This is a genomic window from Cryobacterium sp. Hb1 (assembly GCF_004403585.1).
Classification (GTDB): Bacteria; Actinomycetota; Actinomycetes; order Actinomycetales; family Microbacteriaceae; genus Cryobacterium; species Cryobacterium lyxosi.
In genome coordinates this window covers 47,887-61,668 of sequence record NZ_SOHI01000005.1, presented here as the reverse complement: position 1 = coordinate 61,668, position 13,782 = coordinate 47,887, and the positions used below count along the sequence as shown (strand labels likewise).

The following is a 13,782-nucleotide window of genomic DNA, read 5'->3' as shown; positions in this document are numbered from 1 at the left end:
CCATGCTGAGCCGTCTATTGTTATGCACGATGCGGCTGCGCAACAGGGGTTGGTGCCCGAATCGTCCCTGTGCGGCCCGGGTGGTGGTTGCTATTGATCTCTCAGGTGCGCTCCAATATCGCCTCGGTGCGACCTGCTCCGGTGCCACTTAAGCGCACCCGCGCGGGCCGTTTCGTGTACCAGGCCCCGCCCCTCGTCAATAAGTTCATTGCCATTATTGTTCTGGTCGTTATCGCGCTGCGCATCGACATCGACCGAGGCGTCACTGTGGGCGCCGTGGTCTGTGTGGCACTGTTCCCTGTGTGGTTCCCGATTCTGCGCCAATACTGGGGCGCTCGGCTGCTCCTGGTCGGCGGCCTGGTCGCGATCGGCTCGGGTATCTGGCTCACCGTCCTATCCGCGCCCACGCACGAGGCGAGTCTCGGTCAGGCGTTCGGGTCGATCGCCGGTCTCGTCGGGTTGATCGCCGGCGTTGGCTTCGTGCTCTGGGCGCGCACCGTTCTGCCCGACTCCCAAATCGCCATCTGGTACGGTGCGGGAATCCTGCTCGGTGTCTCGCCGTCGAGTGAGCTGTACGCGGCGAATCCATGGCGTTTCGGCTACTCGGTCGCCTTGACGATTCTGCTGCTCGGAATCACGCTGCAGCTGCACCGCCGCTGGCTGGAGCTGGCCGTCGCGCTGGTACTCACCGTCGTGGCTACCTTGACGGATGCCCGTTCCGCGTTCGCGTTCATGCTGCTGACTGTGCTCCTAGTCGCCTGGCAAATGCGTCCGACCCGACCCACGCGCGGCAAGTCGGCGCTGCGCGCCCTCCTCGGACTCGGCGTTCTTGGTCTCATCGTCTACAACGTGATTCAGTCGCTCATTCTCGACGGCGCACTCGGTGCAGCCACCCAGCAGCGTACCCTCGCGCAGCTCAACGAGACCGGTTCGCTCATCCTCGGCGGGCGCCCCGAACTCGCGGCGACGATCGCGCTCATGCAGCATCAGCCGTGGGGGTTCGGCGTTGGCACCGTGCCTAATCCAGAAGACATACTGGCCGCGAAGACCGGCATGGCTGCGATCAACTACGAGCCGAATAACGGCTATGTCGACAACTACATGTTCGGCGGCCACATCGAACTGCACTCGGTCATCGGTGACTTCTGGGCGGCCTTCGGCATTCCCGGGCTTATGCTCGCCCTGATCATCCTCGTGCTCATCGTGCGTAGTATCGGTGTACACGTGGCAGCCAACGCCGCCAGTGCCGTGCTGCTGTACCTCGGCATCAAAGCCGTCTGGTTCATGTTCTTCGGCCCGTTTTTCAGCTCATCCGTGCTGCTCGTTCTTGTTCTCGGACTGCTCATCACCCGCAGGGTGCCGACCGAAAGGGATGCCGCGCTGCAGCGCCCCGGACCCCTTCGGCCCACGATGGCACAGCGTCGACGATGAGCGCCACCAAACCCGCGGCCGAACGCGTTGGCTGGGTGGATACCGGTCGGGGCATCGCTATCCTGCTCGTCGCCCTGTTCCACTCAGCGAACTGGCTGATTGGCGCTGGTTTCGATATTCCGTATTGGCGCGAAATCAACGAGTCACTGTCCTCGATGCGCATGCCCTTGTTCTTTGTTCTGTCGGGCCTGTTCGCCCCCAAATGGCTCCTCAAGCCGTGGCGCGATCTGTGGACGGTCAAGGTGCGCCTCTACCTCTGGGTCTTCCTGCTGTGGGAGGTGATTGGTTCGATCGTGTTTCTGATCAACCAGACCGTGACAGGCGTAGGGTTCGGCGTGCGGCACGCCGTACTGGACCTCGTGGCGTCTCCCGTGCTGCCTCGGTTCGAACTCTGGTTCATCTGGGCCCTGTCGATCTTTTTCATAGTGGCCAAGCTCTGTCGTCGCGTCAATCCACGGCTGCAACTCGTCGTTGCCGGCGCAGTTTCTGTCGTGGCACTCAGCGGACTCGATACGCCTAATGTCGGGTGGTCCGGGTCGCTCAAGTATTACTTCTTTTTTCTGGCCGGCATCTACCTGCGCAGCTGGATCATTCGCATCGGCACGGTCGATAATCGGCTGCTCGTGGGTGCCGCCATGTTCGTCTGGGTGGCCGTCACCACCACCGTCGCGCTGCTGGGGCTGCGCGATGTTTTCGGCCTGTACTTTCTGAACTGTCTGGTCGGTGTCGTCGGCGGGATTGCGTTCAGCCGCACCCTGCGCGGCGTACGCTGGCTTGGCATGATCGGGCGCATCACCCTGCCCATTTACCTGGCGCACACACCCATCGTCATCCTCATTTCCTCCGTGCTGTCGCTCCCGATCCTTTTGAGTGCGGTAGCCGTCATTGCACCTGTGATGCCTCTCATTCTTGCCGCGACGGCCGTGCTTCTCGCACTCGCGCTGAACCGGTTTGCATCGCGCAGCTGGCTGCGCTACGCCTACGAGCCGCCGCCGTTTGTCACTGAACTCGAGTGGCGCCAGCGCCGCTCAGACCGCCCCACCCGATCGGCGGAGCCAACGTGATCTCAACGAAAGCGCAATGCTAATTTGACGTAATTTCATTTTTGGGTAACACTCTAGTAGCTATCGGCGACGCCCTACAGTTGTCTCACCCGCATACCCGAACGTGCACCACCCGAAATGAATTCATGACCGACCACGTCTCACGTTCTCATCGCCGACCGCTCACCCTGACCCCGCGGTATTCTCGCGGCATGCACCAGCACCACCCCGCCGTGCATCGTTATGACCCACCTCGTCCAGACCTCGCCCGTGTCGATCTGACGAATGCAGTTCGTCTGCAACGCACTCGGATGCGGCGCAAGACCAGCACGCGACCCCCAGCTTTCGTGGCCGCAGCTACCCTCGCCGTTCTGATTCCGCTGGCCGGCTTGGCGGCCCCGGCCCCGGCCCAAGCCGGAGGCGTCGTTCGGATCGCCACCGCGAATGCCGGTAGTACCGGAGTCCCTTACGGTACGACCCTGAGGGTGCACAACGGCGATCTCAATATCACCCAGGCCGGTACCGTCATCAGTGGCTTGGACATTCGCGGCCTGGTCAAGATCAACGCGATCAACGTGACGATCAAGAACTCGATCATTCGCGGACGAAGCGTTAGCGCTCCCGCTGCGCTGGTCAATAACCTCGGTGGGCGCTCGGGTCTGAAGATTATCGACTCGGAGTTGTATCCGTCACAGCCGTCCCCTGATATCAATGGCATCTACGGCTACAACTTCACGCTGACCCGCGTTGATATCCACGGCGTCATCGATGGTGCTCACGTGACCGGCAGCAACGTCACGATCGCGAATTCCTGGCTGCACGGAAACCTGCACTACACCAGTGATCCGAATCAGGGTGGAAAGCCCAGCCATGATGACTCCATCCAGATTCAAAAGGGCAGCAACATCAAGGTGTACGGAAGTACCCTGAGCGGTTCCCACAACGCCGGAGTGCAGATCACGCAGGACACCGGTGACGTCTCGAACTTCTCCTTCACGAACAACTTCGCCGACGGCGGCGCCTGCACCATCAACGTGGCCCAGAAGTCGTATGGTCCGATCTACGGCACCGTCGTCACCGACAATAAGTTCGGACGCAATACCAGAGTGGCCAACTGCGCCATCATCTCGCCCAGTACGACCAAGATCAGTACCGCGCGCAACTACTACACGCCCGATAGCTTGACAGTCTCGGTGCATGCGGGCTAATCCGGCAAACCAAAACCAAAGCCAAAAAGCCAAAGCCCTCGCGCGCGGCCTACACAGCGCCCGCCCCAGGGTCTTCACAGCTTCTCGTTTGACCGAACCGCATCGACACGGAATGCTGTACCAATGACAGGCGGCTCCCCTCAGCTGCCCCGCCCAACACGCCCCGAAGCGTGTGCAGGACACGAAATCACCTAAATGAAACTCAACCCGAAACTGACCCACGGCTTACCCGCCGCACAGAGAACTCGTTCCCCGTTTCGCCGCGCACGCACGTCGGTAGTCGCCGCTGTGGTACTCGGATTGACCGGTGCTCTTGTGGGAATCGCTCCCGTTCAAGCTGTGGAAGAGATAGCACCCGCCTATACAATCACTCCAGGGCGGGGCGAGACCGCAGCGCCCCCCGCGGCCGGCACTGCGTTCGGAATGGGCCTGACCCCGGCGCAGTTGCGCTGGCTGCTGGCTCAACTCTTCCCGACCACTCCCGAACCGATTGTGGCACCGAGTCCTGCTCCGGCACCGAGTCCTGCTCCGGCACCGAGTCCTGCTCCGGCACCGAGGCCGGCTCCGGCACCGAGTCCTGCTCCGGCACCGAGTCCTGCTCCGGCACCGAGTCCTGCTCCGGCACCGAGTCCTGCTCCGGCACCGAGGCCGGCTCCAGCACCGAGTCCGGCACCGGCACCGGGCCCTGCTCCAGTGCCAGCGCCGCCACCTGCTCCTATTCCGGCGCCGACACTTCCCTCCACGGGAGGCACTCCGAACGGCAGTAACACCGGCGTGCCAGCGGGCACCAGGTTGACGGTGCACAACGGCGACCTCACTATCACCGAGGAGGGTGCCACCGTTGACGGATTGGACATTCGGGGCATGGTCAGGATCGCAGCCCCCAACGTCACAATCAAAAATTCGATCGTGCGCGGGCGAGACCTGAGTGGTCCGATGGCCCTTATCAGCAATCTCGGCGGCTACGAGAATCTGCGCATCATCGACACGGAGTTGTTTCCCTCCACGCCGTCACCCGATGTCCAGGGAATCTACGGCTACAACTTTGAGGCAAAACGCCTCAACATTCATGGTGTCATCGACGGTATCCACCTCACTGGCGGAAACGTCGCGATCACGGACTCCTGGGTGCACGACAACCTGCACTACGACAGAGACCCAAATCAGGGAGGCACACCGAGCCACGACGATTCCATACAAATTCAGGAAGGATCAAATATTCGCATCGACGGCAACCGATTAACCGGTGCCTGGAATGCTTCCGTGCAGGTCACTCAGGACCGCGGCGACGTGTCCAATCTCACCATCACAGATAATGTGGCCGATGGCGGCGGATGCTCGATCAACCTTGCCGAGAAATCCCACGGCCCCCTGCATGGAGTGGTCATCACTGACAATATTTTTGGTCGCAACACTCGGGTCGACGATTGCGCGGTGATTGCGCGTGCATCCACGAAGGTGAAGATGGAACACAACTACTACACGCCGGACGACACCCTGGTCGTGATTCACCCCGGATAATCGGCGCATCCAGAAATCCAGACAGGAGGGTGGGTTCCTCGTGCACTGCACGCGGAACCCGCCCTCCCGCCGTTCTGGGAGCCAATCGGCTCTAGGAGGTGCCCTCGATCGCTCGGGTCTGCCAGCGGGAAGCGGCATCCGGTCGCGTCAACGCATCCAGGGCCCGACGCAATATCGTGCTCGAGGTGTTCACTGTGTAGGGGAAATAGACCACATCAACACCGACGGCGGCGAACTCGCGCTCCAGGTGCAGACCGCGAGGGGTGCCTCGCCAGTCGTCGCCCTTGAAGAAGACGTCGAAGCGCAGCTGACGCCACGTCTCCAACTTGTCTTGCACGACTTCGGCAACGGCCTCATCGACGAATGAGATATGCCGCACAATCTCGAGGCGCTCGAACAGGGGAACAACCGGCGTGACGCCCTTGGTCAGCTCCAGCATTTCATCGGACACGACGCCAGCGATCAAGTAGTCACACTGGCTTTTAGCGTGTTTGAGGATGTTGAGGTGGCCCACGTGAAAAAGGTCGAAAGCGCCTGCGGCATAGCCGATGCGAAGAGGCCTTGTTGAGCTGGTGCCTGAATCGGGGGAAAGGGATTGTCCTGCGGCCATAAAATGCTCAGATTTCTCTCAGGCTACCCCGCGAGCGCGGCAGAATTTGAATAGAGGGAGTCAGGGGAGGTAATGAGGAATCCTAACGTCTATTGACCGGCCTGACTAGGGCGCCGCGTGACGCGTTCACGTTCGGGCTGCTGGCGATTGCGGCAACCTGCACTTTGCGGGTAGGAGGAAACAAGAAACTGAGTATAATTCACAAACTGCGGGGGTCGTCTCGAGGCCACCGAAGACTAGAAGATGAGGTTCCTCTATGTTGTGGCGTTTCCGTTCCCCTGTGCCAGCTATTGTCGCCCTCGCCGTACTCTTCGGTGCGATCCTTACCGGGGCGGGAGCGGCCCAAGCCGACACCTCACCCCCCAGCGCCTCCACTCCCAAGACCGTTGCAGCGGATGCCCTGCCTACAGCGCAAATCAACGGCGTCGTGTGGTCGCAGGTCATCGTGGGAAACACGGTCTATGTTGGTGGTGAATTCACCAAGGCCCGTCCCTCGGGAGCCCCTGCCGGAACGAGCGAGGTCTCCCGCAACAATCTCATGGCCTACAACTTGTCGACCGGGGTGATGACATCCTTCAATCCCAGTGTGAATGGTGTTGTGCGGGCGATTACCGCCTCCCCTGACGGATCCCGCATCTATGTCGGTGGCGGCTTCAGTACCGTCGGAGGCGTCGCCCGCTCGCGGCTTGCGGCCTTCAGCGCAACAACCGGTGCGCTCTTGTCCGACTGGAAGCCCACGGCGAATGGCACCGTCCGTGCCCTCGACGCCTTCGGCGGCACGGTTTACGCCGGCGGAAGCTTCACGTCGACCAGCGGCCAAAGCCGCCAGAGGGCCGCATCGTTTAATGGCCCGACCGGTGCTGTGGGGGCGTGGAAAGGCACCATTCCCAATGGTGCGGTCAACGCGCTGACGGTCTCACCCAACGGCGACCGGGTCGTTATCGGCGGGTCATTCACCTCATACAACGGAGCAACCACTCCCGGCTACGGGATGGCTGCCACGAACTCGAGCACGGGCGCCGGTGTGACTTGGAACATTGGCAAGCTGATCAAGAATGCCGGCCCCAACGGGGCTATACTCTCGCTCACCTCTGACGCTGACGGCGTCTACGGTACCGGCTACGATTTCGGGGCCGGTGCTATGTTCGAGGGAACTTTCCGGGCTAGCTGGAGCAGCGGCAACACCGTCTGGATCGAAGACTGCCATGGTGACACGTACTCGGCGGTACCGGTCGGCGACGTTGTCTACACCACCGCCCACGCCCATTTCTGCGGCAATATCGGCGGACCTCCCGAGACGACGCCGCGCAGCTACCACCGCACACTGACGTTCACCAAGGCCGTCGGCTGCACGATTGCCCCCAATCGAACGGGCAGCAGTTACTTCAACTTCGGGGGCCGGCCGTGCCCCACCCTGCTGGCGTTCTTTCCCGACATCAACACAGGCACCTACACCGGGCAGGGCCAGGGGCCGTGGAACCTCGCGGCGAATTCCCGGTACGTTCTCTACGGTGGCGAGTTCACGATCGTCAATAACAAACGCCAACAGGGGCTCGTGCGCTTCGCTGTCTCATCGATCGCGCCGAACAAGGAGGGTCCTAAGGCCACGGGTTCCAACTTTCAGCCCACGCTCAGCACCCCCAGCGCGAACTCGGTGAAGGTGACCTGGAAATCCAACTACGATCGAGACAATGCACAGCTCACCTACCAGGTGCTCCGAAACGGGGTCGTGGTGCGCACGCAAACCGGGCTGTCAGCAGACTGGATTCGGCCCAGCATTAGCTGGACCGACACTGGGCGATCGGGTGGAACGACCTACACATACCAAGTGCGGGCGACCGATCCTTTCGGCAATACTGTGACCGGATCGTCGGCAAGCATCAAAGCGACCGGCGCGGCCAACAAGACGGCTCCTGACCAGACCATCACGCCGGATGCGCCGGCGAATGCCCCCGACGCAACACTGACTCCGGATGTGGTTCCGATGCCCGACGTAGTTCCCGACGTGGTTCCCTTGCCGGATGTCGTGCCGGAACCCAAGGTGCAACAGGACCCAGGGAATAAACCGTTGCCGAATGACGCGCCTGCGCCGCTGCCCGAGGTGCCAGCCGCTTAGAGCGGTGGACTCGTCGTCCAGCACCCCTGAAGGGGCCGCCCGCTAGTCGAGTGGTCCCTTTGGGTGTGCTCTGTATCGTCGCTAACTTCTGGTGATGACCCGGGCAATGAGGTCACGACGACGATCCCGCGAAAAAAGCCTGTTGACCGCGGCTGGGTCTGGCAGCGCATGGTGCGCTTTCAGTGTCACGGACAAGTCATGGAGTGCGGTGGTGATGTCCCGGTCAGGGGAATCCGTGCGCGGCACCCCAATGCCGCCGACGACCGGAAGGACTTCTCCCGCGCCGCCGTCCGCGAAGCCAACCGATCGCAGGCCGACCCGCCAGGCTTCGATCGGTACCAACCCGAACGGCTCGGGTGTAGATGGGAAACAGGCCACGGCATCGATCTCGCTGGCGATGGCCGCCACTGAGGCAGCTTCTCCGCGGTACTCGATGCGCGGGTCACGACTGACCAGCGCCAACACGTCCTGAAGAGCATCATCCTGTCCGGGATAGGGTGCACCGAAGAGCAGGAGCCGCCAATCCTGGCCGGACAACGCCGTCGATTGAAATGCCGTGGCCACCTCCAGGTGTCCCTTGTGCCCATTGACGCGTCCGACGACGGCGAGCGTCAGTGGGTCGTGCACACCACGCACCGGTACTGCCTCAACGGCGCTGAAGACCGGAGACGTAACCGTCAGGCGGTCCCACCCAACGCCTTGGGAGTGCAGCCACTCGGCAGTGGCCCTACTGCATGCGCACACCGGAAAGGTGCCGGGTGCCAGCAATGTGCGCACAAGTAGGCCACCGACTCGCCCCAGGAGCAGTTCGTGCACCGAGACATAGAAGCGTCGGCGACGCAGGCGGAGCACGGGAATGTAGGCGCTCAGGGCCAGGGTCCACAACACCACGACGTCGGCGAGCGCCACGTCGTGCCGGAGCGTGAGCGGATGTAGCAGGTCGGTCAATTTGCTTCGGCGCAGCACTACCAGCGACGGATCGATGACGACCGAAACCGCTGCGCCGAACCGGGCCAGGTCTGTGGACAACGGACCGGTGTGTGGAACAACGATGAGCACTTCGTGCCCAAGGCTGACCAGGCACTCTACTTCCTGGCAGAGCACCTTGCTGGCACCGTAGGCATCATTGCTGCCGTGCAGAATGGCAAATTTCATGTCTGTCGCCTCGGTCGCGTGTTTGGTGTGTTACCGGGCATGCGCCGGAATTCCACACTGTACAGCCTGAGCGGGTGCCCCCGTTCGGGGTTCAGCCGCCCCCTAGGAATGAGGGTGCGTCCCGTGTATTAATAGCTGCACCGCGTTATTAGCGCACGGTGTCAGCAACTGCACCAAAGAATTCAACCCGATCGTCAGACCAGCCGAGCAACCTGGAGCTTCACCATGGCAGTGCGCCACCCCGTCGATGACAACACAGGCCCCACCGTGGGTGGGAATTCGATTTCTCGGCGGCGTGTCTGGTGGATCGTTGCATCCGCTGCGCTGGCAGTACTCATCGTCGTCCTCGTGGTCGCCGGTGTCGCCGCATCGAACAATGGCGGCCCGAACCCGGCTGCACTCAACAGCAACGGCCCTTCGTCGAGCCCGCGGATGACTGCAACGCCCACCGCGGTGCCGTCGCCCGACCCATCACCCACAGCGGTTCCGACTGCCACGACGCCCGCGCCGACCGAGGCTGTCGCTGCCGAACCTGCTCCGCCCGCCGAACCTGCTCCGCCCGTCGAGCGGGCGCCGGTGCCGCTGACCGATTCCGCCGCGGCCGTTCCGGGTCTGGTGTTCAGCATCGGCACACTCGAAGCCGTCGACGGGGTCGCGCGCGGTCCGGGCGAGGTGGGTGGGCCTTCCCTGCGTTTTGCTGTGACCGTGCGCAATGACACGGCCGACGCTGTGGCATTGACCTCAACCGTGGTCAACCTGTTTTTCGGTGCTGAGCAAGGCCCGGCGACTGAATTGACGGCGTCGGGTGGAGCGCCGCTACCGGAATCGGTCGCTGCGGGGGCGACCCAGCAGGGGGTTTTCGTTTTCGCGGTGCCGAGTGACCAGCGCGACCAGGTGCGCATCGCCGTAGATTACTCCGCGGGCGTGCCGATCGTGCTGTTTGAGGGCGCCGCCCCGCGCTGAGTGGCTATGTGGTCGTGCCCCGGATAGGGGGCAGCCGTTTGTGAAAGATTCTCACTATACTCCGAAGAATGCGGTGGCTACCCGACGGCCCGGCACCTCGTCTTGAGTAAGGAATCACCGTGCGACTTCTCCCTGCGTCTCGCCTGCACGTCAACGCGACCATGGCCACGGCCAGTGGCGCGATCCGACCGAGTGCCACTCGGTCGTTGAAAGTGGGCTGGGCCAGTCTGGTGACCATCATCACGGTGCTCGCGAGCCTCTTGACGTTGCCTCTGGTGGCGCAGGCGGACACCAGCCCGGTGGATGCTGGCACACCGCTCACCGTCGCTGCTGATGCCCTGCCCACGACCCAGATCAACGGCGTCGTCTGGTCCCAGGTCATTGTCGGCAACACTGTCTATGCCGGAGGCGAGTTCACACGGGCTCGGCCGGCCGGCTCGGCAGCCGGTGTGAACGAAGTTGTCCGCAACAACCTGCTCGCCTACAATCTGTCGACCGGCGTGCTGGTCGAGAGCTTCAATCCAGACCTGAACGGAGCCGTTCGGTCTCTCGTGGCATCGACAGATGGTACCCGGCTGTACGCCGGAGGGTTCTTCACGGCCGTTGGCGGGGTAGCCAGATACCGCCTGGCCGCGTTCGACACTGTCAGCGGCTCCCTCGTCTCCTCCTGGGCACCGACGGTGAATGCCTCGGTGAAGAGCTTGGCAACCTTCGGTGACACCGTTTACGTGGGCGGGGTGTTCACCACGGCCAGCGGCGTCGCTCGTAATCAAATCGCTGCTTTCGCCGCCTCAAATGGCGCACTGCGTGTCTGGAGTGGAGAACCGGTGGGCGGGTCGGTCAACACCATGGCGGTTTCGCCGGACGGCACCAAAGTTCTTATCGGCGGGTCGTTCACCTCGTACAACGGCAGCGGTGCCCCCGGCTACGGGATGGCCGCGACGGATGCCGTCACCGGCGCGTCCCTGCCCTGGGCCGTCAACGCCCTGATTCGCAATGCCGGCGTCAACGGGGCCATCACCAGCCTGACCTCTTCGGCCGCCGGCGCCTTCGGCACCGGCTACGACTTTGGAAGCGGGGCAAACTTCGAGGGCACCTTCCGGGTGAGCTGGAGCGACGGCTCCCTCATCTGGATGGAAGACTGTCACGGCGACACCTACTCGGCGGTGCCATTCGGCAACGTCGTTTACACCACCGGTCACACGCACTACTGCGGCAACATGGGGGGCCCGGTCGAGACCGCACCACGCTCTTATCACCGCACTCTCACCTTCTCCATGGCTGCGACCGGCACGCTCACTCCCAATGCCGTCGGTAGCTATGCCAGCTTCACCGGCAAGCCGAGTCCGAGCATCCTGACGTTCTACCCCGAGATCAACTCGGGCACGTTTACCGGTCAAGGCCAGGGACCGTGGACCATCACCGGCGACGGGCAGTACCTGCTCTATGGCGGTGAATTCACCAACGTCAACAACAAAGGCCAACAGGGCTTGGTGCGCTTCGCCAGTACGGCAATCGCGCCCAATAAGGAAGGCCCACGCGTGGCCAACGCGGCCTTCGCGTCATCCGCTTTCGTACCCACCGTGGACTCCCTTTCGGCGGGCACCGCCCGCATTGGATGGAAGGCCGCCTACGACCGGGACAACGAACAGCTCAGCTACGAGGTGCTGCGTGACGGTGTCTCCGTCGGCACTGTGACCGGTCTGTCGACCGACTGGTCCCGACCGGCGATGGGCTTCACCGATACCGGACTCACATCCGGACAGATCTACGTCTACCGCGTGCGTGTACGGGACTCCTTCGGCAATGTCAAAACCGGCGGTCCGACCAGCGTGACCGTATCGGGTTCGGGTGACTACAGCGCCTACGCCAAGACCGTGCAGAGCGATTCGCCCTCGTCATACTGGCCTCTCGGCGAATCCAGTGGTACGACAGCCTACGACTGGGCAGCAGCCTCAAACGAGACCGCAGGCACCGGCGTCATCCGCAACGTACCGGGCGCGCTTGCTGCAGACTTGGGCACAGCCTCCCGCTTCAGCGGCACGACCGTGGGCACGGCGGCATCATCCGCATTCGAGACTCCTCGCGGTGCTTTCACCCTGGAAGCCTGGGTGAAGACCACCACCACGAACGGCGGCAAAATCATCGGGCTGGGCAACAGCGCCACCGGCGCCTCGACCGCCTACGATCGCCAGATTTATATGGACAACGTCGGCCGACTCTGGTTCGGGGTGAAGCCGGGCATCTTGCGCACGGTCAACACGACCGCGGCATACAACAACGGCCAATGGCATCACATCGTCGCGTCCGTCGGCGCTGCCGGAATGTCCCTCTACGTCGACGGCGCCCTCGCCGCCCAGCGCACCGACACGACGTCGGCGGCGCCGGTCCAGGGCTACTGGCGCATAGGCGGCGACAACCTCAGCGGCTGGACCAGCCGACCGACCAGCGATTATATTGAAGCCGACATCGACGAAGTGGCCGTCTATAACACGGCCCTTGGTGCCAGCGCCATCGCCCGGCACAACTCGATCGGCCGATTCGGACCGCCCGCCAACGTGGCACCGACGGCGTCATTCAGCAGCGCGATCACGTACCGCGACCTGAGCGTTGATGCCACCGGATCGACCGACTCCGACGGCACCATCTCGGGTTACGCCTGGGACTTCGGCGATAACAGCACCACGACCGGAGCCACCGCAACGCACTCTTACGCGGCCGCCGGCAGCTACGTGGTCACCCTCATCGTCACGGACAACTCGGGCGCGAGCACGGTTACCACCCGCACGGTTGATGCCACCGAACCGCCGGCGAACGCGCTGCCGACGGCCGCATTCAGCTATCAAACCACGCCGCTTACCGTGGCGGTGGATGCCTCCACCTCCGCCGACAGCGACGGCACCATCAGCGGCTACAGCTGGGACTTCGGTGACGGGGGCTCCGGCAGCGGCGTGACCGCCTCGCACAGCTACGCGGTCGAGGGTGCCTACGACGTGACCCTTACCGTGACCGACAATTCCTTAGCCACCGCCCAAACCAGGCAGACGGTTGTCGTTCCGGCAGCCGACCCGAACACACCGCTGGCTACCGACGCGTTCTCCCGCAGCCTGGCCACCGGCCTGGGCACCGCCGACACAGGGGGAGCCTGGACGACGACCGGTACGGCATCGAATTACTCGGTCAGCGGTGGAGTTGGCCGCCTCAAGGCCGCCGCCGGAGCCACCGTCAATGCCTACCTGTCTGGCGTGTCCCTGCTCGACACCGACATGCTCGTCACAACGACCCTCCAGCAGGATGCGACCGGTTCCGGCGCGTACACCTCGCTGATCGGCCGCCGGGTCGGCACGGATGACTATCGGGTGCGCATGAAGAATCTGTCGACCGGAGTTGTGCAACTGCAACTCATGCGCGGTGCTACCAGCCTGAAGGCCCAGAACATTTCCGGCCTCACCTACACGACCGGAAGCGCGCTGCAACTGCGCGTTCAGGTCATCGGCTCCGCCCCGACGACAATTCGTGCCAAAGTTTGGGCCCTCGGCACGCCGGAACCCTCGGCGTGGCAGACCACGGTGACGGATTCGACCGCTGCGCTGCAGACATCCGGTGCCGTTGGTCTGGCCTTCTATCTGGGGTCGACCGCCACAGTGACGCCCGTCACCGCGACCTTCGACGATCTGATCGTGAAGCGAGCCAGTTGAACCGCGGCCCGGTCTCGAGCTGGTCGTTCGCGCACGG

Annotated in this window: 10 protein-coding genes; 7 read left to right on the top strand and 3 right to left on the bottom strand. The window is 63.1% G+C overall.

What is annotated here, in order from left to right:
- Nucleotides 1-93 precede the first annotated feature (93 nt).
- From E3T38_RS00540 to E3T38_RS00530, 3 genes are all read left to right on the top strand, one after another.
- Entirely contained in the window at nt 94-1,431 is a 1,338-nt protein-coding gene (locus tag E3T38_RS00540) for an O-antigen ligase family protein (RefSeq protein WP_134545513.1), read from the top strand.
- Complete coding sequence (locus E3T38_RS00535) at nt 1,428-2,495, top strand: acyltransferase (protein WP_134545512.1); 1,068 nt, start codon at nt 1,428-1,430, stop codon at nt 2,493-2,495. The genes E3T38_RS00540 and E3T38_RS00535 overlap by 4 nt, the downstream gene beginning before the upstream one ends.
- A 191-nt stretch (nt 2,496-2,686) precedes the next feature.
- The gene (locus E3T38_RS00530; protein ID WP_134545511.1) at nt 2,687-3,682 is read left to right on the top strand and encodes a hypothetical protein; all 996 of its coding nucleotides are present in this window, start codon (nt 2,687-2,689) and stop codon (nt 3,680-3,682) included.
- 461 nt (nt 3,683-4,143) lie between these two features.
- Here the strand turns inward: E3T38_RS00530 and E3T38_RS00525 are convergent, their stop codons facing one another.
- Nucleotides 4,144-4,470, bottom strand: a complete 327-nt coding sequence (locus E3T38_RS00525; RefSeq protein WP_174775193.1) for a hypothetical protein — start codon at nt 4,468-4,470, stop codon at nt 4,144-4,146.
- Between E3T38_RS00525 and E3T38_RS00520 the strand changes: the two genes are divergently transcribed.
- Entirely contained in the window at nt 4,457-5,203 is a 747-nt protein-coding gene (locus E3T38_RS00520) for a right-handed parallel beta-helix repeat-containing protein (protein WP_166805359.1), read from the top strand. The two genes, E3T38_RS00525 and E3T38_RS00520, sit on opposite strands and share 14 nt — an antisense overlap.
- Before the next feature lie 91 nt (nt 5,204-5,294).
- Here E3T38_RS00520 and E3T38_RS00515 read toward each other — a convergent pair whose 3' ends face one another.
- Complete coding sequence (locus E3T38_RS00515; RefSeq protein WP_134545509.1) at nt 5,295-5,813, bottom strand: adenylyltransferase/cytidyltransferase family protein; 519 nt, start codon at nt 5,811-5,813, stop codon at nt 5,295-5,297.
- Between the two features lie 256 nt (nt 5,814-6,069).
- Here E3T38_RS00515 and E3T38_RS00510 point away from each other — a divergent pair, with 256 nt between their 5' ends.
- The gene (locus E3T38_RS00510) at nt 6,070-7,929 is read left to right on the top strand and encodes a hypothetical protein (RefSeq protein ID WP_166805358.1); all 1,860 of its coding nucleotides are present in this window, start codon (nt 6,070-6,072) and stop codon (nt 7,927-7,929) included.
- An 81-nt stretch (nt 7,930-8,010) separates the two neighbouring features.
- Here the strand turns inward: E3T38_RS00510 and E3T38_RS00505 are convergent, their stop codons facing one another.
- A complete protein-coding gene (locus tag E3T38_RS00505) occupies nt 8,011-9,084 on the bottom strand; it encodes a glycosyltransferase family 4 protein (protein ID WP_134545507.1) in 1,074 nt (357 codons plus the stop codon).
- A 225-nt stretch (nt 9,085-9,309) separates the two neighbouring features.
- Between E3T38_RS00505 and E3T38_RS00500 the strand changes: the two genes are divergently transcribed.
- Nucleotides 9,310-10,047: a hypothetical protein gene (locus E3T38_RS00500; RefSeq protein ID WP_134545506.1), complete on the top strand. Its 738-nt coding sequence runs from the start codon at nt 9,310-9,312 to the stop codon at nt 10,045-10,047.
- Between the two features lie 119 nt (nt 10,048-10,166).
- On the top strand, nt 10,167-13,745 hold the full coding sequence (locus E3T38_RS00495; RefSeq protein WP_134545505.1) for a PKD domain-containing protein: 3,579 nt from the start codon (nt 10,167-10,169) through the stop codon (nt 13,743-13,745).
- Nucleotides 13,746-13,782: the final 37 nt, after the last annotated feature.

Coding starts and splice junctions, on each gene's coding strand:
- E3T38_RS00535 (WP_134545512.1), top strand. CDS start 1,428: ATGAGCGCCACCAAACCCGCGGCCGAACGCGTTGGCTGGGTGGATACC.
- E3T38_RS00530 (WP_134545511.1), top strand. CDS start 2,687: ATGCACCAGCACCACCCCGCCGTGCATCGTTATGACCCACCTCGTCCA.
- E3T38_RS00515 (WP_134545509.1), bottom strand. CDS start 5,813: ATGGCCGCAGGACAATCCCTTTCCCCCGATTCAGGCACCAGCTCAACA.
- E3T38_RS00510 (WP_166805358.1), top strand. CDS start 6,070: ATGTTGTGGCGTTTCCGTTCCCCTGTGCCAGCTATTGTCGCCCTCGCC.
- E3T38_RS00505 (WP_134545507.1), bottom strand. CDS start 9,084: ATGAAATTTGCCATTCTGCACGGCAGCAATGATGCCTACGGTGCCAGC.
- E3T38_RS00500 (WP_134545506.1), top strand. CDS start 9,310: ATGGCAGTGCGCCACCCCGTCGATGACAACACAGGCCCCACCGTGGGT.